The 23,606-nt window shown below is 60.8% G+C and carries 18 protein-coding genes; 2 read left to right on the top strand and 16 right to left on the bottom strand.

Annotation, left to right across the window (positions count from 1 at the left end; all coding sequences use genetic code 11):
• Positions 1 to 6: 6 nt before the first annotated feature.
• A complete protein-coding gene (gene hflX / locus HMPREF2836_RS01285) occupies positions 7 to 1,719 on the bottom strand; it encodes a GTPase HflX (RefSeq protein ID WP_070614770.1) in 1,713 nt (570 codons plus the stop codon).
• A gap of 143 nt (positions 1,720 to 1,862) precedes the next feature.
• Here hflX and HMPREF2836_RS01280 point away from each other — a divergent pair, with 143 nt between their 5' ends.
• Positions 1,863 to 2,486, top strand: a complete 624-nt coding sequence (locus HMPREF2836_RS01280) for a class I SAM-dependent methyltransferase (RefSeq protein WP_070629139.1) — start codon at positions 1,863 to 1,865, stop codon at positions 2,484 to 2,486.
• Positions 2,487 to 2,610: 124 nt separating this feature from the next.
• Here the strand turns inward: HMPREF2836_RS01280 and dapF are convergent, their stop codons facing one another.
• The 4 genes from dapF to miaB form a co-directional block, all read right to left on the bottom strand.
• Positions 2,611 to 3,546, bottom strand: coding sequence for a diaminopimelate epimerase (gene dapF, locus HMPREF2836_RS01275; RefSeq protein ID WP_070629137.1), 936 nt, complete (start codon positions 3,544 to 3,546; stop codon positions 2,611 to 2,613).
• Between the two features lie 161 nt (positions 3,547 to 3,707).
• Positions 3,708 to 4,856, bottom strand: coding sequence for an acyltransferase family protein (locus HMPREF2836_RS09055; RefSeq protein WP_083309138.1), 1,149 nt, complete (start codon positions 4,854 to 4,856; stop codon positions 3,708 to 3,710).
• A 72-nt stretch (positions 4,857 to 4,928) separates the two neighbouring features.
• Positions 4,929 to 5,843 (bottom strand): tRNA (adenosine(37)-N6)-dimethylallyltransferase MiaA, encoded by a 915-nt coding sequence (gene miaA / locus HMPREF2836_RS01265; RefSeq protein WP_070629134.1) that lies wholly within the window; start codon positions 5,841 to 5,843, stop codon positions 4,929 to 4,931.
• Between the two features lie 84 nt (positions 5,844 to 5,927).
• Positions 5,928 to 7,442 carry a tRNA (N6-isopentenyl adenosine(37)-C2)-methylthiotransferase MiaB gene (gene miaB / locus HMPREF2836_RS01260; protein ID WP_005507114.1) on the bottom strand — a complete coding sequence of 505 codons (1,515 nt, stop codon included), beginning with the start codon at positions 7,440 to 7,442 and terminating at the stop codon, positions 5,928 to 5,930.
• Between the two features lie 35 nt (positions 7,443 to 7,477).
• Between miaB and HMPREF2836_RS01255 the strand changes: the two genes are divergently transcribed.
• The gene (locus HMPREF2836_RS01255; protein WP_070629132.1) at positions 7,478 to 8,860 is read left to right on the top strand and encodes a hemin ABC transporter substrate-binding protein; all 1,383 of its coding nucleotides are present in this window, start codon (positions 7,478 to 7,480) and stop codon (positions 8,858 to 8,860) included.
• Between the two features lie 175 nt (positions 8,861 to 9,035).
• Here HMPREF2836_RS01255 and HMPREF2836_RS01250 read toward each other — a convergent pair whose 3' ends face one another.
• The 11 genes from HMPREF2836_RS01250 to dapB all read right to left on the bottom strand — a co-directional run bounded on the left by HMPREF2836_RS01250 (position 9,036) and on the right by dapB (position 23,465).
• Positions 9,036 to 10,985 carry a regulatory protein RecX gene (locus tag HMPREF2836_RS01250; RefSeq protein ID WP_246822792.1) on the bottom strand — a complete coding sequence of 650 codons (1,950 nt, stop codon included), beginning with the start codon at positions 10,983 to 10,985 and terminating at the stop codon, positions 9,036 to 9,038.
• A gap of 229 nt (positions 10,986 to 11,214) precedes the next feature.
• Complete coding sequence (recA, locus tag HMPREF2836_RS01245; protein WP_005507111.1) at positions 11,215 to 12,318, bottom strand: recombinase RecA; 1,104 nt, start codon at positions 12,316 to 12,318, stop codon at positions 11,215 to 11,217.
• A 389-nt stretch (positions 12,319 to 12,707) separates the two neighbouring features.
• Positions 12,708 to 12,929 carry a DUF3046 domain-containing protein gene (locus tag HMPREF2836_RS01240; protein ID WP_005507110.1) on the bottom strand — a complete coding sequence of 74 codons (222 nt, stop codon included), beginning with the start codon at positions 12,927 to 12,929 and terminating at the stop codon, positions 12,708 to 12,710.
• A gap of 172 nt (positions 12,930 to 13,101) precedes the next feature.
• Complete coding sequence (locus HMPREF2836_RS01235; RefSeq protein WP_005507109.1) at positions 13,102 to 13,509, bottom strand: helix-turn-helix domain-containing protein; 408 nt, start codon at positions 13,507 to 13,509, stop codon at positions 13,102 to 13,104.
• 283 nt (positions 13,510 to 13,792) lie between these two features.
• Positions 13,793 to 14,383 (bottom strand): CinA family protein, encoded by a 591-nt coding sequence (locus HMPREF2836_RS01230; RefSeq protein ID WP_070629130.1) that lies wholly within the window; start codon positions 14,381 to 14,383, stop codon positions 13,793 to 13,795.
• Positions 14,384 to 14,483: 100 nt separating this feature from the next.
• On the bottom strand, positions 14,484 to 15,131 hold the full coding sequence (pgsA, locus tag HMPREF2836_RS01225) for a CDP-diacylglycerol--glycerol-3-phosphate 3-phosphatidyltransferase (protein ID WP_049345100.1): 648 nt from the start codon (positions 15,129 to 15,131) through the stop codon (positions 14,484 to 14,486).
• 200 nt (positions 15,132 to 15,331) lie between these two features.
• Positions 15,332 to 18,529, bottom strand: coding sequence for an FtsK/SpoIIIE family DNA translocase (locus tag HMPREF2836_RS01220; RefSeq protein WP_070629129.1), 3,198 nt, complete (start codon positions 18,527 to 18,529; stop codon positions 15,332 to 15,334).
• Between the two features lie 256 nt (positions 18,530 to 18,785).
• Entirely contained in the window at positions 18,786 to 20,501 is a 1,716-nt protein-coding gene (locus HMPREF2836_RS01215) for a ribonuclease J (protein WP_070616866.1), read from the bottom strand.
• 392 nt (positions 20,502 to 20,893) lie between these two features.
• Entirely contained in the window at positions 20,894 to 21,829 is a 936-nt protein-coding gene (gene dapA, locus HMPREF2836_RS01210) for a 4-hydroxy-tetrahydrodipicolinate synthase (protein ID WP_070629127.1), read from the bottom strand.
• A gap of 193 nt (positions 21,830 to 22,022) precedes the next feature.
• A complete protein-coding gene (locus HMPREF2836_RS01205) occupies positions 22,023 to 22,685 on the bottom strand; it encodes a tetratricopeptide repeat protein (RefSeq protein ID WP_070629125.1) in 663 nt (220 codons plus the stop codon).
• A gap of 9 nt (positions 22,686 to 22,694) precedes the next feature.
• A complete protein-coding gene (gene dapB, locus HMPREF2836_RS01200) occupies positions 22,695 to 23,465 on the bottom strand; it encodes a 4-hydroxy-tetrahydrodipicolinate reductase (RefSeq protein WP_005507897.1) in 771 nt (256 codons plus the stop codon).
• Positions 23,466 to 23,606 lie beyond the last annotated feature (141 nt).

The raw sequence follows: 23,606 nt of genomic DNA, 5'->3' as shown, positions 1-23,606 counted from the left end.
CCGCCCTTAGAGAGCCTCAGAGGTAGAGGGCTGCTCGGAAACAGATGCGGTCGCTTCAGCCAGGGCGTGTGCCTCCGCAAGTTCCTCTTCCAGAACCTCCAGCAGGTCGCCCTCCAGCACATACTCGGACAGTTCGGAGGCGACATCCTCACGAACCAGCGCCACCACGAAGGTGCCGTCCGATACGAAATCGGTGCTCTTAATTTCGGCGTCCCACTCGTGCAGGCGCGAAATAATCTCACCGTGCGAGTACGGAATCAGCAGCTTCACCTCAATGGAGGGGCGCGGAATGGTGTCCGCAATCTTCTGCTTCAGCTCCTCAATACCCTCACCGGTACGCGCCGAAACAATCACGTGCTCCGGCTCGCGCTGGCGCATACGCTCCAGCACGAACGGGTCGGCGGCATCCGCCTTATTCAGCACAATGATCTCGGGGATATGGCGGGCGTCGACCTCCGCGATGACCTCGCGGACAGCACGAATCTGCCCCTCCGGGTCCGGGTGCGAAGCATCCACCACGTGCAGGATAACGTCAGCGTCAGCGACCTCTTCCAGGGTGGAGCGGAACGCCTCCACCAGCTGGGTCGGCAGCGAACGCACGAAACCCACCGTGTCAGAGAGGGTGTAGCCGATACCGTCCGGAGTCTGAGCCTTACGGACGGTCGGGTCCAGGGTCGCAAACAGCGCGTTCTCCACGAGCACGCCGGCGTCGGTCAGGCGGTTCAGCAGGGAGGACTTACCCGCGTTCGTGTACCCGGCGATAGCCACCGAAGGCACGCGGTTACGGCGACGGTTCAGACGCTTCGTCTCACGCGCCGGCGCCATCGCAGCAATCTCACGCTTAAGCTTCGCCATGCGAGCGCGCAGGCGGCGGCGGTCCATCTCAATCTTGGTTTCACCGGGACCACGCGAACCGATACCCTCACCGGCTGCGGCGCGGCCACCCGCCTGACGGGACAGGGAGGCACCCCAACCACGCAGACGCGGCAGCATGTACTCCAGCTGAGCCAGCTCAACCTGCGCCTTACCCTCGCGGGACTTAGCGTGCTGAGCGAAAATGTCGAGAATCAGGGCGGTGCGGTCAATGACCTTGACCTTCACGATATCTTCGAGGGCACGACGCTGCGAGGGAGCCAGTTCGGAGTCGACAATGACGGTGTCGGCGCCGGTCGCCTCGACAATGTCCTTGAGTTCCAGCGCCTTACCGGAGCCGAGGAAGGTGCCGGGGTCCGGCTTGAGGCGGCGCTGAACCAGGCCGTCCAGAACCTCGGAACCTGCGGTTTCAGCCAGTGCCGCGAGCTCACGCAGGGAGTTCTCTGCGTCCTCTACGGTGCCTTCAGTCCACAGGCCAGCCAGCACCACGCGCTCCAGGCGCAGCTGGCGGTACTCGACCTCGGTGACGTCTTCAAGTTCGGTGGAGAGGTTCGCGATACGGCGCAGTGCGCGGCGCTCAGCGAGATCTTCCTGGTCACCGTCATATTCGGAGTGCTCGCGCTGAACGTCAGAAATTTCGCGCGCACGAGTATCCAGCACACGGCGGCTATTGTTGCCGTGGGTGCTGGAAGAATTATCGCTGTGATGCGCGGTACCGGCGGCGTCATACGTCGTGACAGAGGCGGCCGCCTGGGAGCGGCCCAGAACGCGGTCTACGGTGCGGCGTAGCTGCTCATCGCTGGGCAGCTTTTCGGTATCAGATACGGGGGTGTTCTTAGAATTCATACGACTCTAATTCTACCGCCGTTGCCCGCATCGGGTAGGGGGTTCGGTCGCCTGTGCGCTCAGGGCGTGCAAGCTGCTGACCTGCCCCGTGCATTCTCTGCCCGTGTGCGGCGGGTTCTTGCCCTACCGGTACACTGGATAGCATGAGCGAGCAGCATTATTTCTCTGAAACCCCCGAGACCGAGTTCAAGCCCCGCCCCGTGCAGGTGGAGCTTGCCGGCCGCAAGGTCACCGTCACCACAGCTAACGGCATTTTCAGCCCCTCCGGCATTGATAAGGGCACCGCTATTTTGCTGCAGGAAGCACCCGACCCGCAGGGCGAACGCATGCTCGACATCGGCTGTGGGTGGGGACCCATCACCCTGACTTTGGCGATGCTCGCCCCGCAGGCGCAGGTGCACGCGGTGGATGTGAACTCCCGCTCCATTAGCCTGACCGAACGCAACGCCGCCGCTCTCGGCCTGTCCAACGTCACCGTGGGAACCCCCGAATCGGTTGACCCCGAACTGCGTTTTGACACCATCTGGTCGAACCCGCCGATTCGCGTGGGCAAGGAGGTTCTGCACGAGATCCTGCTGACCTGGCTGCCTCGCCTGGCGCCCGGTGGTAACGCCTACTTGGTGGTTCAGAAGAACCTGGGCTCCGATTCTTTGCAGAAGTGGATGGACGCGCAGCTTGAGGAGCTGCACCCCGGCGAATTTGAAGTGTCGCGCTATGCGACCTCGAAGGGTTTCCGTATTCTGCAGGTGCACCGCTACGAGGACTAAAACCTCTAGCGCTAACTGCTTAAAACATAAAAGCGGCGGGTGTTTTCTGAATGTGTTGTCAGAAAACACCCGCCGCTTTTGTCTATAAAATCTCTGGTCTAGGACTGCTCGCTACCGCAGCAGACTATCGCAGCACGACGGTCGAAACCATCTGCGCCGGACCAGCCAGAACAACATGCTCCAGGTCGTCCGGACCCAGCACGAAAGTCACCGCGAGGGTACCGCCGGGCACATGCACCAGCCACTCATCCGGTGCTTCCTCGCCGCCCCAGAAACGGGTCGCCGCAGCCGCCGCACACGCGCCGGTACCGCACGACAGAGTCTCGCCCACGCCGCGTTCGTGCACACGCATACGGATAGCGCCCACATGCGCGCCGCTCTCAACGTCCAGGTCGACCGGCACCACAAACTCAACGTTCGTGCCGTTGACCGGGGCGGGGTTCACCTGAGGCAGGCTGTGCAGGTCCAGGCCGTCCAGCTTACCGTCGGAGCCGAGCATCACCACGGTGTGCGGGTTACCCATCGAAATGGACAGGCCAGCACGCGGAGTCTTCAGACCGCGAGCAGACACCAGGCAGTCCTCGCCACCCTCGCGGGCAGCCTCACCGTGAATGAAGCTCCACGGACCCATATCAATCGCGTAACCCTCTTCGGTGCGCGCCACAGTCTTCACGCCGGCACGGGTACCGATCTTGACGGTCTCGCCCACCTCAAGCTCAATCAGGCCCTCAGTGCGCAGGTACTCCACGAACGCGCGCACACCGTTGCCGCACATTTCAGCGATAGAGCCGTCACCGTTGCGGTAGTCCATAAACCAGACAGCGTCCGGGTGCTCCTCGAGCAGCTTCTGGCCCGCGCGGGAGGCGGTGCTGCGGGCAGCACGAATGAAGCCGTCCGCACCAATGCCGAAGTGTCGGTCGCAGGCGCGGGCTACCAGCTCGGGGGTGAGAGCAATTTCTGCGTTCTCGTCCGTCAGAAAGATGAAGTCGTTACCGGTGCCGTGACCCTTGGTGAGGGTCAGGCCTGCCAGCTCGCCCCAGGTGGAAGGGTTCTCGCTCATATGCTGTCCTTAAGGTTGGTGACCTGTCCGTTTATGATTTTACCGCGCCAGATGGTGAACCAGGCATTCTTCCTCGGAAATACTTCTGCGGCTCCCGGTTCACTTGATGAGTTCGTCAAGATTACCGAAAGCCGCAGAAATAGGCGGGATACTTTACCGGTTTATGAAGATGCCGCTACGGTGTCTGTGGGACGATCGCGACGAATGCGCAGAAGCTTGCGATCCTTCAAAGCCAACGCAGGTTTCTCAACATACAGCCAAGACAGCCACGCCAGACCAACGGTGATAGCAAAAGTGATGATGGCGTTCAGAACCCAGCCCAGCGATGCACTACCGAAAATTGTCAACAGAATCTGCACCGGGAATGCATAGATGTACACGCCGTAAGAAATATCGTTATGTCGGCACAGGTCGGTCTTAATCGCAGCGCTGAGAGCCAGGATTCCGTAAGCCACGGGCAGGTGCATGTACTGGGCAATACCAGGTGCAAACCATTGCAGAGCAAATCCTAGAATCGTGACCGCAATAGCCACAGTAGCGTTATAGCGAATACGCTTACCCCACATGTAGAGAATGACACCTGCGAAAAAGTAAGGATGCAGGCGAAGAATATGCTCTACAAAACGATTAGGTTCACGCCCCATCAGTTCAAAAATCTGGTGCCCGAAAAATAGCCCAGCATAGATGACAGGAACCAACCATTTTGCGTTCTTACGAATAAACCCAATGTAGAAAATCGGGATAAGTGCTAGGTAGGCGAGGAATTCAAAACCCAGGGTCCAGGCTGACCCATTCCATGCGTGGGTGAAAGGGATGCCAATGGGACCGCCAAAAAGGGGGTATTGCAGATTGAAAAGGTCAAAATTGCGCGCTATGTATCCGCCTGCGCCCTTCAGTGAATAGGGCTCTGCCGTGTGTCCGGTGGCTACAGCAATCGGTGCACACAGGAAGACAACAAACAGGATAGATACCCAGTAGCCGGGGAAAATTCTTAGGGCACGACGCTTAACATAGCCGGAGATAGTACCCCGTTGCGCGCTATGAGCAATCAGGAATCCTGAGATACAAAAGAACATGTTCACAGCCCATTCACCCAAAGTGCCGATATGTTCGGGAACAGGAATTCCGAGAATTCCAGCGTTAAAACCGACAAGAGGGGCAGCATGGGCCACGATAACTAACGAGGCCAATGAGAGGCGAAGAAAGTTCAGTGAATTCGTTCCGCCCAGAATGGCATCGTAGAGGGAACGCCGAGTGGATTCTGCCGCGGACAGAGTGGCAGAATTTTTCGTATGTGATGTGAGTGACATATTTCCTCTATAGTTGAGTTCAATATGTCCCTAGAGTAACCTCAATTTCCCAGCTTTAGTACGTCCATTTGCTTATTTTTGCAAAATTGTAGCCAACGCCTCATCTGCAAGGGTGGGTGAGAGCGCATCTAGCCACTGCACGCGCGGGTCCGCACGGAACCAGGTCAGCTGGCGGCGCGCAAACTGGCGGGTCGCAATGGTCGTATCCTCAATCGCCTGCTCCACGCTGTAGTCTGCATCCTCAAGGGCGCGAGCGAACTGCGCGTAACCAATCGCGCGGGAGGCAGTCTTACCCTCCTGCAGTCCCTGCTCGTTCAGGGTACGAATCTCATCGAGCAGACCCTGCTCGTGCATCAGCTCCACACGGCGGTGCAGACGCTCGTGCAGCAGGGCACGATCCATATCCAGACCAATCTGAATACTCTCCGTCACGTACTCGCGCACCGGCATGAACGCCGAGAACGGGCGGCCCGTCACCTCGAACACCTCCAGGGCTCGAATAATGCGGCGCTCATCCTTCACGCGCGCCGCCGACTCCGGGTCGACCTCCGCCAAGCGGGCGTGCAGAACACCAATACCCTCGGTACGCGCTTGCTCCTCCAGGCGCTCACGCACCCGCGCATCCGTGCCGGGAAACTCCAACTTATCCAGGGCGGCACGCACATACAGACCGGAACCACCCACCAGAATCGGGTAGCGGCCGCGGGCGCGAATCCGCTCGATCAGCTCGCGGCTGCGCTCCTGAAACTCCGCTACGGAGGCCTCGTCCCGCACGTCCATGATGTCCAGCAGGTGGTGCGGAACACCGCGCATCTCCTCCGCCGTGATTTTTGCGGTGCCGATATCCATGCCCCGGTAGAACTGCATAGAATCAGCGTTAATGCACTCACCGTTCAGACGCAGAGCCAGCTCAATGGCGAGCGCGCTCTTACCGGTGCCGGTCGGGCCCACAATAGCGATAACGGGCAGAGTTTCGGAGATAGTCATGCGCCCCATTCTACCGGTTCCCCCACCCCCACTTGCGGTGGCGGCAAGAGCCCGAAGAACAGGGCGCATGATTCGATATAGGTTTTAGGGGCGCAGACCGATGGTCGGCATGCCCAGACCCACCGGCGCACCGGGCACCTGGGTGGTGCCGGTACCGCAAGAGTCAGCCTGGGAGCGGTCCCACGCGTCACCGGCACGGGTGCGGCGCAGCTGATACTGCTCGGCGGTCGGGTCAGAAATCAGGTGGAAGGAACCAGCCTCGGTAATCGGCACGGTGACCATGTCGCCGGGGCGGGGAGTCTCGCAACCCTCGGGCACAGAGAAGTGCACGAGGCGCTGGTCCGGGCCACGACCGGAGAGGCGGTGAGTCTGGTCAGCCTTACGACCTGCCTCCGCAACGACCATCAGCTCAACGGTCTTACCGAGCTGCTTGCGGTTCTCTTCACCGGCGATGCGGTCCTGCAGGGCAATCAGACGCTCGTAGCGTTCCTGCACGACCTCCTTCGGGATCTGGTTCTCCATGGTCGCCGCCGGGGTGCCGGGGCGAATCGAGTACTGGAAGGTGAACGCGGAGGAGAAACGAGCCTGCTCCACAACCTTCAGGGTGTCCTGGAAGTCCTCTTCAGTCTCGCCGGGGAAGCCCACAATGATATCGGTGGTAATCACGGCGTTCGGGATGCGCTCGCGCACCTTGTCCAGAATGTTCAGGAACTTTTTGGAACGGTAGGAGCGGCGCATGTCCTTGAGCACCTTGTCGGAGCCGGACTGCAGCGGCATGTGCAGCACGGGCATGACGTTCGGGGTCTCCGCCATCGCGTCAATCACGTCGTCGGTGAACATTGCCGGGTGCGGGGAGGTGAAGCGTACACGCTCCAGGCCCTCAATCTCACCGCAGGCACGCAGCAGCTTGGAGAACGCCTGGCGGTCGCCGAACTCCACACCGTAGGAGTTCACGTTCTGGCCGAGCAGGGTCACCTCAATAGCGCCATCATCGACCAGCGCCTGAACCTCAGCGAGAATGTCGCCGGGGCGGCGGTCCTTCTCCTTACCGCGCAGAGACGGCACGATGCAGAAGGTGCAGGTGTTGTTACAGCCAACCGAGATGGACACCCAGCCGGAGTACACGTGGTCGCGCTTAGTGGGCAGGGTGGAGGGGAAAACTTCGAGGGATTCAAGCAGTTCTGCCTGCGCCTCGTGGTTGTGGCGGGCACGCTCCAGCAGGGTGGGGAGGGCACCAATGTTGTGGGTGCCGAACACGACGTCCACCCAGGGCGCCTTCTCAATGATGGCGTCCTGGTCCTTCTGCGCCAGGCAGCCGCCCACAGCGATCTGCATGCCCTTGTGGGCGCGCTTGACCGGCGCCAGCTGACCGAGGTTGCCGTACAGGCGGTTGGAAGCGTTTTCGCGGACCGCGCAGGTGTTGAAAACCACCAGGTCGGGCTGGGTGCCTTCCTCAGCGCGAACGTAGCCGTTAGCCTCCAGCAGGCCGGACATTCGTTCGGAGTCGTGCACGTTCATCTGGCAGCCGAAAGTGCGCACTTCGTAGGTGCGGGGGCTGGTTTCGGGGGTCTGGGCGGAATCGCTGAGGGTCGAAGTCATGCCCTATAGGGTATCCGATGGGGGATAATGGCTCTATGCAGGTTTCCCTTAGTAGCAACTTTCCGGCTCTGTCACCGAACGATTCTTCCGCCCCCACCCCTGACGGGGAGCTTCTGAACACCCTCATTGAGGAGGCGATTGCCGCCTACTCCCCCGTGCCGCCTCAGGCGAGCGCTGATTCTGCCTCGATGCGTCAGACCCTGATGCAGCTGCTCAGCTGGGCGTATTCTTTGGAGCAGGTGGCTGGCCGCGCGGTGGAGCGTGTGCAGATTCTGGGCACCGGCATGCGTTCCGTTGTGGTGCGTGTAGCGTATGAGCCTGCCGCCGAGTCTGCGCAGTCTTTCGAGTCTACACAGTCTTTGCCGACCTCGATTATTGTGAAGCGTTACCGCCGTAAGGATTCGACGGTGAACGCCGGCGGTTTCGGGTACCTGCGTGAGCGCTACGGTTTGGAGGCGCTGAACCGGCAGGTTCCGGGTCTGTTCCCGCAGCTCTATGGCGCGGACGCTGAGCTGCGCGTGCTGGCGCTGGAAGATGTGAGCGCCGGAACCGTTGAGGGCGAGCAGTATTCGGTCGCCCACGCCCTACTGGAGGGCACCGAACAGCAGGCGCTGGACGCGCTGAACTACTACATTGAGGCGTACCGTTCCCTTGCCGCCAGCGGCATTATGGGTGAGGCGGTGGAGGATTACCGCCTGAACCTGGCGCGTGCCGACCGCAAGGCACAGTTCCCGGGCGCTATTGCCTCGCCGGGTTTGGCCGAGCGCGGTTTGAAGAAGCTGTACGGTGTGGCTGACGAGGCGCGCACCCCCGAGCACGATGCTGACAGCCCGGCTTCCAGCTCTGCCGCGCATGAGGACGCGCCCGTTCTTCCCGCCGCCGTTGAGGAGCTATCTTTCCGTTTCCGCCGCGTTCTGCAGCCTTTCTTTACCAAGCGCCCGCCGGTACCTGAGCAGTTCAAGCTCAACCGCGGCAGGGTATATATGCTCTCTTCGGGTGATTTTTCGCCACAGAACGTGCTGATCGGTTCGGCGGACGGCGCGCAGGTGCGCATGGTCGATGCGGAGGGTACCTGCCTGCACCACCGCGGCTTCCCCTTCGTTGAGGCGATGCTGGGCTTCCCCTCCTCGCCGGAGTACCCGCGCTACCGGGTGGAGCGCAAGAAGGCGCTGCCTGCGCTGTACTCTGCCCTCTTTGAGGACGCCCCGCTGGATGAGCACCTGGCGGAGGATTTGGCGGTGTGCACGGCGGTAACCGTGTGTGCCCTGCTGGAGCTGTACTCTTCTTCGGCGCGTTCCGATCTGTTGCCTCGTATTCGCCGTGAAGGTGCGCAACTGATGCGCCTGCTGCTTGAGATTGCCGGTTCTCAGGATGCAACCCTCGCCGAGTTCGCGAACCGTCTGGGAGCCGCTGAATAAGCAGCAGAGTAAACAGCGGATATAGCCTCCGACAAGGCTTTTTATAAAGATCAAAAACATAAGGGTGAGCCCGCCACAGAGTATGTCTGTAGCGGGCTCACCCTTTATTGTGCCTATTTTTACGGTCACCCCAGCATGGGTCTATCCGTGCGTGCGGACCGTCTTTATTCACCCTCTACCAGAGCTCGTCCTCCGCACCGTAGGCGGCAAGTTCTTCACGAATCACCGACATCGACACCGAGGAGGAGTACCCGCGGCGAGCCAGCATCCCCAGCAGTCGGCGGGTCACCCTATCCTTTTCAGCGCGGTCACTCAAATCCATGCCGGGGCGCAGCTTCTTACGCACCAGCTCGGCGGCGTCCTCACGTTCCTGCTCGTCGGTGCGCTGAGCCAGCGCGCTCTCCGCCTCTTCACCACGCACCCCGCGTTCAGCGAGCTCACGGCGTAGCGCGGCGCGGGAGAGCTTCTTGGTGCGGCTCTTCTGCGCCACAAAGCTTTGGGCGTATTCGGCATCGTCAATGAGTTTTGCAGCCTCGAACTTATCGAGCAGCGGCTCAATGAGCTCCGCGTCGAATCCTTCTGCCTGGAGCTTCTTACGCAGCTGACCTCGGGTTTTTGCCGAGTACGCCAGCTGGTTGTACACGATGGTTTTAGCGCGCGTGTAGGGGTCTGTTTCTTCCGCGGCTCGGGCGGCACGTACCTTCTGCTTCCAGGAGGTCACAGCGCCTTCCGCCTGTGAGGAAGCGCTTCCCTTCTGAAAACCGCGTGTCGGAGAACCGCCCTTTGGGGATCCAGCCGAAGCGGCACGGCGCTTTCCGGTACCGTCGCCCTGCGCCTCCTCCTCGGCAATACCGCGAATGAGTGCTTCTTCGGCGGGGGTGAGTTCTTCGTTCAAGCTACTTCCCTCCCTAAATAGGTTGCTCCCCGAGCCGCGGCCCGCAGGACTCTTGCGGGTTTCCTCGTCGTCACTTCGAGCCCCGAAGGCGGGCGCGTAGGGCGAACGGCTCCGCATTTTCTCTTGCTGCGCCGCACTCATGCGGCGGAACCCACGCTTGTAGTCGGTGTTCTTGGAGGCACGCGAAGACTTGCGTTTCTTCTGCTTAGCCCGCTGAGCGGCTTGCCTCTCGATCTCTTCCTTCTCTTCGGCAGTGAGCCCCGATCCGATGGAGGCGGCACCCGCTCGACTCATACGGCCAGCCGCCATAGGGCGCGGCTCGGCACCGCCGGGGGTGAAGGCACGAATGGGCGCTTCGTCAATGGAGACGGCGGGCAGGTTCGGGTCAACGAGCAGGCTGCGGCGCGGCGATTCGCCGCCTTCCTCAGAACTGCCATCTTCAAAGTTGGCGGGCACAGCCTGCAGGGGCAGCTCGGGTACGCGGAACTCCCCGGCGTAGTCGCCGCCGTTATCGCGGGCGATGCTTTCTTCAACAAAGCCGTGCGCGGCGGGGTGCCAGTCCGGGAACTCCTCAGCGGATACCGAATCCGCGGCCCTGTTCCGCACCCACTTTTTGGGTGCGTTTTCTGTGGCCGCTGACTTCTTCTTAGGCGCTGGCTTCTTCTTATGTGCGAGCTTTTCAGCCTGCCGCGCTTTCGGCTTGGGTTTCTGGGGTGCGGTTTCTTGGCCCCCACGCTGCTCCGCTATCGCTTCTGCGGGTGCCGCTTCGTCCGAGGGTACCCAATATTCCCCTGCATAATATTCCCCTGCGTACTCTGTTTCAGGGTACAAAGGCTCTGCCAGATACGGAGGTTCATCCTCGTAGGGAGGTTCGCCCTCATAGGGAGGCTCATCAGGGTATGGGGGTTCATCAGGGTATGGGGGCTCATCCTCATACGGGGGCTCTTCAACAGAAGGAGGTGCAACAGCGGCAGGCACCTCCCAGCTGAGGGTGGGCTCAGCCAGGGGCGCGGGTGCCTCAAAATTGAGGGCCTCGAAGCCGTCTACCTCAACCGGCGGGGCAACAGGCTCAAAGGAAACAAAGTTACCAAGCGCTGAGGAACCGAAGTGCGGTTCGGTCGCCTCCAGCGCCGCAAAACCGGCGTCGCCGTCACGCGCGCTGTTTTGCTCACGCTCTTCATGACCGTTCTGTTCCGTCATGCGCTGTTCCATCATGCACTGCTCCGTCATGTTCAGTTCCTCCTCTCCCCTGTGTTGGCGCTCGCTTGATGACCCGTGCGCCCGGCTATACAGCGCTCCCCCATTGTAACGAGGCGTTGTCCCGGCGCCCCCTGATACTCCCCTTAATGCGCACCCGTTAACGTGTTTCTTCCGTTAACGACAGATTGCCGTGCACCGTGCGGAATGCACAGCACACGGCAATCAGTCGTGGCGTTAGCAAGAAGCTACGCGAGCCGGTTTAGAACTCCTCAGCCAGCTCGTCCAGCGGGTCGTTACCCTCGGACTCAGCAGCTGCCTGCTCGTCAGCTTCTTCCTCAATGATGCCCAGCTTCACCAGAACCTTGTACTGCAGTTCTTCGGTGAGCTCGGGGTTGTCCTTGAGCAGCTTACGAACGTTCTCGCGGCCCTGGCCCAGCTGCTCACCGTCGTAGGTGAACCATGCGCCGGACTTCTTGACGATGTCGTTCTCCACCGCCAGGTCCAGGATGCCGCCCTCAACGGAGATGCCCTCACCGTAGAGGATGTCGAACTCAGCCTGCTTGAAGGGCGGAGCCATCTTGTTCTTCACGATCTTGGCGCGGGTGCGGTTACCGATCGGGTTAGCGCCGTCCTTGAGGGTCTCAATGCGGCGGATGTCGATACGAACCGAAGCGTAGAACTTCAGCGCCTTACCACCGGTGGTGGTTTCGGGAGAGCCGAAGAAGACACCAATCTTCTCACGCAGCTGGTTGATGAAGATTGCGGTGGTGCCGGTTGCGGAGAGGCGGCCGGTAATCTTACGCAGAGCCTGGCTCATGAGGCGAGCCTGCAGACCCACGTGGGAGTCACCCATGTCGCCTTCAATTTCGGCGCGGGGTACCAGTGCGGCAACGGAGTCGACGACCACGATATCAACGGCGCCGGAACCAACCAGCATGTCCATGATTTCCAGCGCCTGCTCACCGGTGTCGGGCTGAGAGACCAGCAGCTGGTCGATGTCCACGCCCAGCTTAGCCGCGTAGATCGGGTCCAGTGCGTGCTCGGCGTCGATAAACGCTGCCACGCCGCCTGCCTTCTGGACGTTCGCTACAGCGTGCAGTGCAACGGTGGTCTTACCGGAGGACTCGGGGCCGTAAATCTCGATGACGCGGCCGCGGGGCAGACCGCCAATACCCAGAGCGGCATCCAGAGCGATAGCGCCGGTGGAGATAACCTCGGTCTTGGTGATTTCCTTATCGCCCAGGCGCATGACTGCACCCTTGCCGTAGTTCTTGTCGATCTGTGCCATCACGGCTTCAAGTGCCTTGGCGCGACCCTCTTCGGGAACGCGAGCTACGCTCTGAGACTTGGTGTTCTTAGCCACGGTAGTACCTCGTTCTTTGTGTTGTCAGTGGTTGACGGGAGTAATGTTTCTTCGGAATCGGTGGGACTCGTGATCGAGACCTTGAAGGTTTTGGCCTACCGGTTCCTTCTGAGACTACTCTAGGGTCACAGCCTGACAGGATAAGGCCATTTTTTAAAATCTGTGGAAAACTTTGAAGATTTTCCGAAAAATTCCTGATGTGGAAAAGTCTAGCACGAGTCGAACAAAATTACGACCCTGTTTCGAATAAATCGGATAGGGTTTCGGCATATATTTTCGAAAAACCCCGGATTATCGGCTAATTATTCGAAAATACCTCCCGCGCAGGCGCTAGCACTCGAACAAACGGCAGGCCCCGCCCCTACGCGAGAAAGCGCCAGACTTACCGACTAGCGCAACGGCTCCTTATCGGGTCCCAGGCGGCGCTCCTGCGGAATCTCCTGCTCCTCACAGATCGCAAGCCACACATCCTTCGGGTTAACGCCCTGGTCCAGCGCCTCCGCAGCGGTCACATGACCCAACGAGCCCAGCACCAAATCACGCGCCAGCACCGGAGCATACCCGGCACCGAACTCATACTCCATGCACGCCCAAAATTCGCTCAGCTTCACAAGCACTCCTTACGCTTCACCGCTAGTTCGCTTCATAATTCGTCACATCGCCCACATCTCGCCCGAGAGTACCCCCCCCCAGAATAAACCCGAGAATAAGCGATGCCGCACACCCACCTTACGGGGATGCACGGCATCGCTTCACGTTTAGCGCGGCATGTGCCGCTTCTCGTTACTTCGAGAGAATGTAGTAATCGCTCTTGTACTGCTCAGACATTTCAGCCGGAACAGTATCCGGAATCTGAACGCCCTCGAGAACCGCCATACGGTCGGCGACCTCACGCAGCATCTGGGACATCGGAATGTCCAGAGCCTGGCAAATCCACGCCAGCAGTTCGGAGGATGCTTCCTTCTGACCGCGCTCAACTTCGCTCAGGTAACCGAGGGAAACACGGGCACGCTGGGAAACCTCGCGCAGGGTGCGGCCCTGACGCTGGCGAACATCGCGAAGAACCTCACCGATTGCCTGTCGCAGGGGAACAACCTTAGCTTCCTCAACGACCGGGGCGACCTGTCGGGGGGTCTCCTCGATTTCCTTCCACTTAGTAATGCCATTAATCGATACGCGCTGCTTAGCCATGAGCTTCTATATCACTTTCCTGAGTAGGTATTCCCGACCTGCGGGACTGTACAGAGTTAAGCCTAACTGATTTTTGGAGCGTGAGCTAGGGGCCCCGCCATTTTCGTCCTCTTCTTATGGCTTGTATCTATTCAAACAGGCGAACCTATGCCTTTATTCCTGCGGAGCTGAAAGAACCCTGTGAATATATTTGAACCGTAAATTTTTTTAGGTAGGCGCCGCACCGACGACGACACAGCCGTTCCAGGCACCGCACAGCCCAGCCCAGCCCAGCCCTAGCACGCTACGCCAGCTCGTCCTTCAGAACCCCACCGGCGCCGCCGCGCACCGCACGCGCCAGCAAAGCAATCGCATCCGCGCTCGCCGCCGCACGAATCTGCGCCCGATCTCCCGAATAGTGGCGCTCAAACACCTCAGAACCGCCAGGGGAACACACGCCGATATAGACCGTACCCACCGGCTGGCCATCCGCAGGATCAGGACCGGCAACACCCGTGGTAGACACCGCATAATCGGCACCGCACACACGCGCCGCACCGACCGCCATCTGCACCGCCACCGCAGGATGCACCGCACCCTCACGCGCCAGCAGCTGAGCGTCCACGCCCAGCACCTGAGCCTTCACCTCGTAGGCATAGGAAATCACGCCGCCGCGGTAATACGCGGATGCGCCCGGCACCGTACAAATCGCGCCGCCCACATCCCCGCCGGTCAGCGACTCAGCTGTAGCCACCAGCACCGGGCCCTCCTGGGCGGCGCGCAACTGCACCGCATCACGTAGCAACAGCGCCGCCGCCTCCGGGGTACCGGAGAAAACCTCAGCGGAGGAAAGCTCAAGGGACAGAGCATCTTCAAGTACGAGGGGAACCATTATTCTCTCCTTTCAGCGGCGAACCGCCGCTCAAAACCTCACGCGGCACACAACGCACCGCAGGTACAGCGAAGGGGAGCAGCACACGCCACTCCCCTCGCCTCTAATGACCGCCGCCCTGGGAGGCCTGAGCCTGCAACCAGTTACGACGCAAAATATACGCATCACGCACATACACCAGGCCGGTCCACACGGTAATCGCGGTGACCGCGCCCATCAGAACCCAACCAGGAATCAGCCAGCCAAGACCCAGCTGGCCCAGCGGCAGAAGCATCAGCACCAGCGCCACCGTCTGCAGAACGGTCTTAATCTTGCCGCCCTTACTAGCGGCCATCACACCGTACTTAATGACGAACAGACGCATGATCGTAATGCCCCACTCGCGCAGCAGAATCACAATCGTGACCCACCACCACAGCTCGCCCAGCGCCGACAGCACAATGAACGCCGCGCCAGTGAGGAACTTATCGGCAATCGGGTCAGCAATCTTACCGAAGCTCGTAATCAGGTTACGCGAGCGCGCCAGGTAGCCATCCGCCCAGTCCGTGAGCATAGCAAGAATAAAAATAATCCACGCCAGCCAGCGGTGCGTCGGATCAGCGGCACCAAAAGTACCGCCCGCAACCAGGGCAACAATGAAGAAAGGAACCGCAATAATACGCAGAACCGTCAACACATTCGGCACATTCCAGTTCGAAGGCTTCGCTGTGCTGACCGCACCGGCGGGTGCGGAATTGCGAGCTTCACTCATAACGGCTCCTTACGGGTAGATGGCTTTCGACGGTGAGAGACTGCGTACGCACCGACACCTAAACGTATCGGGGATACGCAAACACCCCGTACCGTCCATTATACGTGTGCCGTAGCAGACATCACAGGGATGATACGGGGTGCATGTCGCACGCTCACTCAGCTGAGTGGACTCAGCCGAATGGATAGGGCGCTGAGGGGCTAGCGGCCGGTCAGCTGCCAGGCGTCCTCCGAGCCCTCATCATCGGGCTCATCGAAATAGTCGGTGACCGGCTCGCCCGGGTCCACGGCATTCGCGTAAGGGTCAGCAGCCGGAGGCTCCTCACCGCGAATACGCGCCAGGGTCGCCTGCAAGTCATCCGGGCGGATGAGCACCTCACGTGCCTTCGAGCCCTCCGAGGGGCCCACCACGCCCTGCGACTCCAGCAGGTCCATGATGCGGCCAGCCTTCGCGAAGCCCATGCGTAGCTTACGCTGCAGCATCGAGGTCGAACCGAACTGGGTCGTAATCACAATCTCCGCCGCCTGCAGCAGATCGTCGAGGTCATCGCCGATTTCCTCATCAATCTGTTTCTTCGCGGCAGAGACCATCACGTCCTCACGGTAGATGGTCGGCGCCTGCTTCTTCACGTGCTCAACCACGGCGTGAATCTCAGACTCAGACACCCACGCACCCTGAACACGCATCGGCTTCGAAGCACCCATCGGCAGGAAGAGCGCATCACCCTGACCGATCAGCTTCTCCGCGCCGGGCTGATCCAGCACCACGCGAGAGTCAGTGACCGAGGAGGTCGCAAACGCCATACGAGACGGAACGTTCGCCTTAATCAGACCGGTCACCACATCCACCGACGGACGCTGGGTCGCCAGCACCAGGTGAATACCCGCCGCACGCGCCAGCTGCGTAATACGAACAATCGCCTCTTCCACGTCACGCGGGGCGACCATCATCAGGTCGGCGAGCTCGTCAACAATCACCAGCAGGTACGGGTACTCGTGCACCGTGCGCTTGCTACCGGGATCGGGCTGAACTTTACCCTCACGCACCGCCTTGTTGAAGTCGTCCACGTGCTTGTAGCCGTAGTGGGCGAGGTCGTCGTAGCGGGCATCCATCTCACGAACCACCCACTGAAGAGCCTCAGCAGCCTTCTTCGGGTTCGTAATGATGGGCGTAATCAGGTGCGGAATACCCTCATAGGCAGTCAGCTCCACACGCTTCGGGTCAACCATCACCAGGCGCACTTGGTCCGGGGTTGCACGCATCAGAATCGAGGTAATCATCGAGTTCACGAACGAGGACTTACCGGCACCGGTCGCACCGGCGACCAGCATATGCGGCATCTTCGCGAGGTTCGCCAGCACGAAGCCGCCCTCAACGTCCTTACCCACACCCATGACCATCGGGTGCTGGTTCGCGTGAGCCTGCGGGGAACGCAACACGTCGCCCAGGGCCACGGTCTCGCGGTCCGTATTCGGAATCTCAATACCGATTGCGGACTTACCCGGAATCGGGGACAGAATACGAACATCCGGGCTCGCCACAGCGTACGCAATGTTCTTGCTCAGCGCGGTCACGCGCTCCACCTTCGTGGCGGGACCCAGCTCAATCTCGTAGCGGGTCACGGTCGGGCCGCGCGAGAAGCCGGTGACCTGCGCATCCACCTTGAACTGCTCCAGCACGTTCGTCAAAGCTTCAACCACGTGCTCGTTGACTTCGGAGGATTCCTTAGCGGGCGGGCCAGAAACCAGCATCTCCTCAGAAGGCAGCACGTACGCGCCGCGGGAGGACTGCACAACCTGCTCGCCGCGCGCCCGCTCGGTGGTCGCCACCTGAGTATTGTTCTGCAGCGGGCGGGATGCGCCAGCCTCGGGCGCTCGCGAAGCCGCGGGAGCCGCGTTCTTCGGGTGAGCACCCGGCGAGTGCATGCGGGTCGGAATCGGAGGCTGAGCCGCGGGTGCGGCAGGAGCCTGGGATGCGGAAGCCGGAGCGGCAGACTGCGCAGGGTTCACCACTTGGTGAGGCTTCGTCTGCGGTGCAGCTTCCTCAGAAGCGCCGAAGCCGTCATATGCCTCAACATCAAAGAGAGGCTCCTCGCCAGGAATACGGTTCACGCGGCCGTTCGCCACGGCGGCACGCTGCACCTGATCCAGGCGGGCAGCGGGCGCATCCGACGCCTCAACGTCGAAGAGGTCAGGGCTGCTCGAATACGCACCGTTCTGCGCATAAGTGCCCTGGGCGGACGCACCCTGCGCGGCCGGCGCCTGGTTGAGGCGACCGGGCAGACGGGACAGACGGTTCGGCTTAGCCGCCGGGCGCGTCTGCTGAGCGGATCCCTGCGCAGAATCCTGTGCAGGGTCCTCCGGCTGTACCGGCATCTGCGTGGTCTCCGGGTGAGTCTCATCCACCACGGCACTCACGAATGCTTCATCACCGGCATACTCGTCCAGGGAAGAATCGGTCGACGCAGCGGGAGCAATGCCCAACCAGCCGCGCAGACGAGCGAACAGGCCACCAGACTTCTGAGCCGAGCGCGCCGGCTTCTCATCGTCACCGTACAGGTAGCTGCGGTCGTGCTCCTCAGCGTTCAGGTCCACGGTCTGAGTCGCATCCGAAGGGCTATCCTTCGCGGAGGTTCGAGTCGTGCCGTTCGGCTTCTCCCCCAGAGCCAAACCAACCAGGTGCAAAGTACGCGGCACCACCTGACGAATCGGAGTGTTCGTCAGAACCATCAGACCGGCAATACCCAGAAGCAGGTGGATCAGAATCTCAACGAACGCAATACCGCCGCTCACACGCACAATGGGGGTGCCCAGCAGCACGCCAGCCACACCACCACCAGCCCAGACGGCGTCAAAACCATCCGCGAAGGTCGGGTGACCCACATGGCGAGCAAAGAACAGGGAGGTCGCCACCAGGATGATGAAGGAGCCCAACGCCACGCGGTTATTACGTTTAATCAGGTCGGGTCCACGGAAAACGCACCACGCCATGATGAAGCAGAGCACCGGAATCAGCAGGGCGCCCTGACCGAAAATACCGCCCAGCATCGTGTGCCAGGCGTCCAGGGGCGCACGCAACAAACCAAGGGAGGTGTGGGCACGCCAGTTGTACCACTCCACCCCGGCGCTAATCAGGCCGAACAGCAGGATGGTGAGTGCGCCACCGTCACGACGGTCTTCGGGTGCAAGGTCGGTGCGCACCGCGCCAATGGAGCGGAAGAGCCCACCGATAGCGTGAGCGATGCTCAGCCAGACGGAGGAGATAGCGCCCGCTACAGGGTTCGCCGCGTTGGCACCGCGCTGGGCACCGCCTCGGGAGGTGGTGCGCTTGCGGGTGGTCTTCTTAGTGTTTGCTTTAGTAGAGGTCGTGTTACAACCCTTCGTGGTCCGTGGAGCCATACCTTTTAGGGTATCAACCTTCCCGTTAATGTACCGATTCTTTCGTTATCAGTGAGCTAAAAAGTGCGCCCCGCCCTGTGTCTATGAGGGCACTGATAGGGCGCTGATGAGGCGCTTCTCCCCTACCGCGTTCGCTTTCGCGTAGCTTTCGCGCAGCTTTCGCGCAGACGTTCGGCAGATACACAGCAGGCGGGGCCGACACAACGGATCGACCCCGCCTTTTCGCTATGACAGGCGACTAGCCTCGCGCAGAGTATTAGTTCTTCGCGGCCTTTGAGGAGTTCTCAACAACCACGGGAACAATCATGGGCTTGCGGCGCAGACGGCGAGAAATCCAGGCACCGATGGTGCGGCGCACAATCTGCTGCAGCTGCTGCACGGTGTGCACCTTCTCGGGTGCGCGGTGCAGAGCATCCTCCAGGGCGGCGGTAATCTTCGGAACAATCTCGTCAAATACCGCGTCGTCCTCCGCGATACCGCGAGCGTGAATATCCGGGCCGGTCACCACGCGCTTGGTTGCGCGGTCAATGACGGTCACGATGGACACGAAGCCCTCTTCACCCAGGATACGGCGGTCCTTCAGATCGCTCTCGGTGACCTCACCGACGGAGCGGCCGTCAACGTACAGGTACTCGCAGGGAACCTCGCCCACCACGGACGCCACGCCATCGCGCAGATCCACGACGGTGCCGGACTCGCAGAGCAGCACGTTCTTCTTCGGAACGCCGGTCTCCATCGCCAGGTCACCGCTAGCAATCAGGTGGCGAACCTCGCCGTGAACCGGCATAACGTTCTTCGGCTTGAGAATGTTGTAGCAGTACAGCAGCTCACCCGCGGCAGCGTGACCGGAAACGTGAACCTTCGCATTGCCCTTGTGCACCACGTTAGCCCCCAGCTTCATGAGGGCGTTAATGATGCGGAAGACGCTGGTCTCGTTACCGGGAATCAGCGAGGAGGCGAGCACCACGGTGTCGCCGGGCTCAATCTGAATCTTGTGGTCACCGTTCGCCATGCGCGACAGTGCCGCCATCGGCTCGCCCTGCGAACCGGTGCACATCATCACGATCTGGTCGGGGCGGTAGTCGTCAACCTTCTTCAGGTCCACCAGCACGTTGGCGGGGACCTTCAGGTAGCCCAGCTTCTCAGCGATGGTCATGTTACGCACCATGGAACGGCCCACGAGCACGACCTTGCGGCCACGCTCAGCGGCTGCGTCCAGTACCTGCTGCACGCGGTGAACGTGCGAGGAGAAGGACGCCACAATGATGCGGCCGCTTGCGTCACGGAAAACGTTCGACAGCACCGGACCGATGTGCTTCTCGGTCGGGGTGAAGCCGGGAACCTCAGCGTTGGTGGAGTCCGGCAGGAACAGGTCCACGCCCTCCTCGCCCAGGTGAGCGAAGTGGCGCAGGTCGGTGATGCGGCCATCCAGCGGCAGCTGGTCCATCTTGAAGTCACCGGTGTGCAGAACCTTGCCTGCCTTGGTGCGGATGTAGACAGCCAGCGCATCCGGAATCGAGTGGTTCACAGCAACGAACTCACACTCGAACGGACCGAAACGCTCCACCTGGTGCTCCTTCACCGCGAGGGTGTAGGGCTTGATGCGGTGCTCGGCGAGCTTCGCCTCAACCAGTGCAAGGGTCAGTTCGGAACCGACCAGGGGGATATCGGGGCGGCGGCGCAGCAGGTAGGGAACCGCGCCGATGTGGTCCTCGTGGCCGTGGGTCAGCACCATGGCAACCACGTCGTCCAGACGGTCGACAATGTAGCTGAAGTCGGGCAGGATCAGGTCCACGCCGGGCTGGGACTCTTCGGGGAAGAGCACGCCGCAGTCAACAATCAGCAGCTTGCCGTTGATTTCGTACACGGTCATGTTACGACCGACTTCGCCCAGGCCGCCCAGGGGCACCACGCGCAGGGTGTCCTTCTTCAGGCGGGGAGGGAGGGGAAGATTCGCTTCAAAGACGCTCATCGTGTGTCTCCTCTTTCTTCTATGTTTTCTTGTGATGTCTGTGATTCGTAGGCGACGCTTCGTACCGCAAGCGCTCCCGCCGGTTCGGCTCTCACATGCCGAGGAGGTGGGGTGCTGCCGGTGCGTCCAAATCACCGAAAGTATTCAAAAGTATTCGGGGGGCGTAGTGCGCGGGTGCTTCTACCTAAGCTGGGCCCCTGTCTGAGTGGGTGGCCGAATCATCGACGGTAAACCGCGGCAATACGCCAGAGCGGACCCCTCACCTAGTGTTAGGTGTGGAGTCCGCATCCGTTGGCTACATCATGCGCCCCAAAAGCGGGGTGTAACGGTAGCCGAAGTCCTCTATATATACGCGCTCTGCACGATAAGTTGTGCAGGTTCTGCGTTAAAGTTTAGGCATTCTTCAGGGTGTGAGCGATGCTCGAGGAGAGCAGGTCAACTCGCATAGCCTGGGCAACCTCCGGTTCGGAGAGTACGTGCGGCAAGCGAACGACGGGCTCATCCAGCACACCCTGCCAGGAGAGAATTTCCTTGGCAGCAACGCAACCGGGGGCACGGCCCATGGTTGCTCGGACAATCGGAGTCAGTTCCAGGTGAAGACGCTGAGCCTCCACCAGGTCCTGTGCAACGACAGCATCAATCAGGGCACGGAAGAGTGCGGGTGCCACGTGTGCGGTCACCGAAACGAGGCCGACGGCACCCATTGCCATCCAGGGAAGGGTCAGTCCGTCGTCGCCGCTGTAGTAGTGCAGGTCGGTGGTTGCCATGACCTCGGTTGCGGCACCGAAGTCTGCCTTGGCGTCTTTCACCGCTACAATACTATCAATTTCTGCAAGGCGACGGTAGGTTTCGGGTGCGATGGGGATGCCCGCACGACCCGGAATATCGTAAAGCATGACGGGGGTCTCAGTTGCCTGCGCAACGGTCGCAAAATGGGCGTAGACACCCGGCTGAGTCGGCTTGTTGTAGTAGGGAGTCACGACCAGCAGGCCGTCCACGCCAACCTTTTCGGCACGGTGCGCCAGCTCAATAGTATGCGCGGTGTCGTTCGAACCAACACCGGCAATAATCTTCGCGCGAGAGCCAACGGTATCCTTCACAATCTGGAAAACGCGCTCGTTCTCGTCATCGGTCATGGTGGAGTACTCACCGGTGGTACCGCAGACCACCAGGCCGTCGTGGCCGTTCTCCACAAGGTAGTTCGCCAGGTCTGCGACCTGCTTTTCATCAACGGAGCCGTCCTTCGCGAAGGGGGTCACCATTGCGGTCAGGAGGCGACCGAAGACAGGCTCAACAAAAGTACCGGGGTTCGAAAGGTTCTCAGACATATGTCTAGAGTACGCCCGAAATGCAGATTTTTCCGTTAGAACGCATAAGTTTTCATACATTTTCTACTATTCGGACTCTTTCAAACCCGCGGTACTTCCACGAGAGCCTATGAAACCGGGCACATAGCCTCGGCGTTATCAGTCTCATACCGAAAATAAATGTGACATTGACTAGGAATCGCAGGGTCAGAGCCTAACGCATACCCTTCGCCTGGCCACCCGAACGCAACGACCACGCGTTACGCATCGCTGCACGGGCACGCTTGCGTTCACCACCGGCATCGTACATGCACGCCAGGTTGAACCACGCCTTCCAGTTCTCGGGGTCCTGCTCAACCGCCGCCGCGAAGCTCTCAAACTCCACCGCCGCGGCCTCACGGTCCACACGACCCGCCGGGGTGCGAGGTAGAGTATCCTCCGCCAGTTCGCCTGACGCAGCCAGCTCCTGAGCCATACGCTGAATACGAGCACCGAAAAGCACCTCACGCACCAGCGCCCACGCACCCAGAATCGGCAGCAGAATCATACCCGCGCCGAGCACCATGCCAGCTGCCGAACCGGAGGTGAGCATCACAAAACCCTGCTGCGCAATATGCACCAGGTACAGTGCCAACAGTGCGCAGGTCAGCGCCGCGAAAGTCTTACCCCAGCCGCCTGCATCCACCGTCACGAAGACAGCGCTAAAAATCAGCACACCCAAAATAGAGGCACGCGCCGCCAAAGGCAGCGGCAGAATCAGCACGGTCAGCACCATCAGCACGCAGGCGCAGACAGTCCACAGACGCAACGAAGTCCACCAGGGGCTACGAGCCTCGGAAGGTACCGGCGAGGCGTCGGGTGAAGTCTGTTCAGACAATACTCTCTCCTAGGACAAATCCATGTAGGCGTCCAAGCCCACGCTCAAACCCGGATGCGCCGCCACCTCACGCACACCCAACAGTACGCCGGGCATGAAGGAGGCACGGTCAAAGGAATCGTGACGAATCACGAGCTGCTGACCGGGATCGCCCAGCAGAATCTCCTGATGCGCCACCATGCCGCGCAGACGCACCGCATGTACGTGAATATCGTCGATTACGGCGCCGCGCGAACCCAAAGGGTCGGAGGTGGTGGCGTCCGGGCTTGCACCCACGCCAGCCTCCGCGCGGGCGGCAGCCACCTTACGGGCGGTGTGCACAGCGGTACCGGAGGGGGCGTCCACCTTATTTGGGTGGTGAATCTCGATAATCTCTACAGACTCGAAGTAGCGTGCCGCCTTCGCCGCGAACTCGGTGGCGAGAATCGAACCAATCGCAAAGTTCGGGGCGATGAGCACACCCACCTCGGGGTGCTCAGCCAGCAGTTCGCGCAGGGAGTTCAGACGCTCGGGGGTCCAACCGGTCGTACCAACCACCGCGTGCATACCGTGCTCCACCGCGAAACGCACATTCGCCTCGCTGGATTCGGGAACGGTCAGGTCAATAACAATCTCTGCGCCGGCATCGACCAGCTCCTGCAGGTCGTCGCCGCGGCCCAGCGCCGCCACCAGGTCCATGTCTGCGGAGGTGTTGACGGCGCGCACCGCCTCAGAGCCCATGCGGCCTGCGGCACCGAGTACCGCTACCTTCCAGATTTTTTCGTTACCCTCGCGGGCCATCTTCTCTCCTCCGTAACTTATGAGCACCCCGACGATGGGGCAGACGCTGTGACGTACAGCCTCTATTATCCCCGTGTGAACGCGGTACACGCCATCGCACACGCTGGGTGAGATGCCCTGCGGAACCTCAGCGGCATGAAA

Source organism: Rothia sp. HMSC065C12, assembly GCF_001812085.1.
GTDB classification, from domain to species: Bacteria; Actinomycetota; Actinomycetes; order Actinomycetales; family Micrococcaceae; genus Rothia; species Rothia mucilaginosa.
This window is presented reverse-complemented; position numbering and strand designations above follow the sequence as displayed.

Coding starts and splice junctions, on each gene's coding strand:
- miaB (WP_005507114.1), bottom strand. CDS start 7,442: ATGACTTCGACCCTCAGCGATTCCGCCCAGACCCCCGAAACCAGCCCC.
- dapF (WP_070629137.1), bottom strand. CDS start 3,546: ATGAGCGAGAACCCTTCCACCTGGGGCGAGCTGGCAGGCCTGACCCTC.
- HMPREF2836_RS01250 (WP_246822792.1), bottom strand. CDS start 10,985: ATGACGGAGCAGTGCATGATGGAACAGCGCATGACGGAACAGAACGGT.
- miaA (WP_070629134.1), bottom strand. CDS start 5,843: ATGACTATCTCCGAAACTCTGCCCGTTATCGCTATTGTGGGCCCGACC.
- dapB (WP_005507897.1), bottom strand. CDS start 23,465: ATGGCCCGCGAGGGTAACGAAAAAATCTGGAAGGTAGCGGTACTCGGT.
- dapA (WP_070629127.1), bottom strand. CDS start 21,829: ATGTCTGAGAACCTTTCGAACCCCGGTACTTTTGTTGAGCCTGTCTTC.
- HMPREF2836_RS09055 (WP_083309138.1), bottom strand. CDS start 4,856: ATGTCACTCACATCACATACGAAAAATTCTGCCACTCTGTCCGCGGCA.
- HMPREF2836_RS01280 (WP_070629139.1), top strand. CDS start 1,863: ATGAGCGAGCAGCATTATTTCTCTGAAACCCCCGAGACCGAGTTCAAG.
- pgsA (WP_049345100.1), bottom strand. CDS start 15,131: ATGAGTGAAGCTCGCAATTCCGCACCCGCCGGTGCGGTCAGCACAGCG.
- HMPREF2836_RS01235 (WP_005507109.1), bottom strand. CDS start 13,509: ATGGCTAAGCAGCGCGTATCGATTAATGGCATTACTAAGTGGAAGGAA.
- HMPREF2836_RS01215 (WP_070616866.1), bottom strand. CDS start 20,501: ATGAGCGTCTTTGAAGCGAATCTTCCCCTCCCTCCCCGCCTGAAGAAG.
- hflX (WP_070614770.1), bottom strand. CDS start 1,719: ATGAATTCTAAGAACACCCCCGTATCTGATACCGAAAAGCTGCCCAGC.
- HMPREF2836_RS01255 (WP_070629132.1), top strand. CDS start 7,478: ATGCAGGTTTCCCTTAGTAGCAACTTTCCGGCTCTGTCACCGAACGAT.
- HMPREF2836_RS01220 (WP_070629129.1), bottom strand. CDS start 18,529: ATGGCTCCACGGACCACGAAGGGTTGTAACACGACCTCTACTAAAGCA.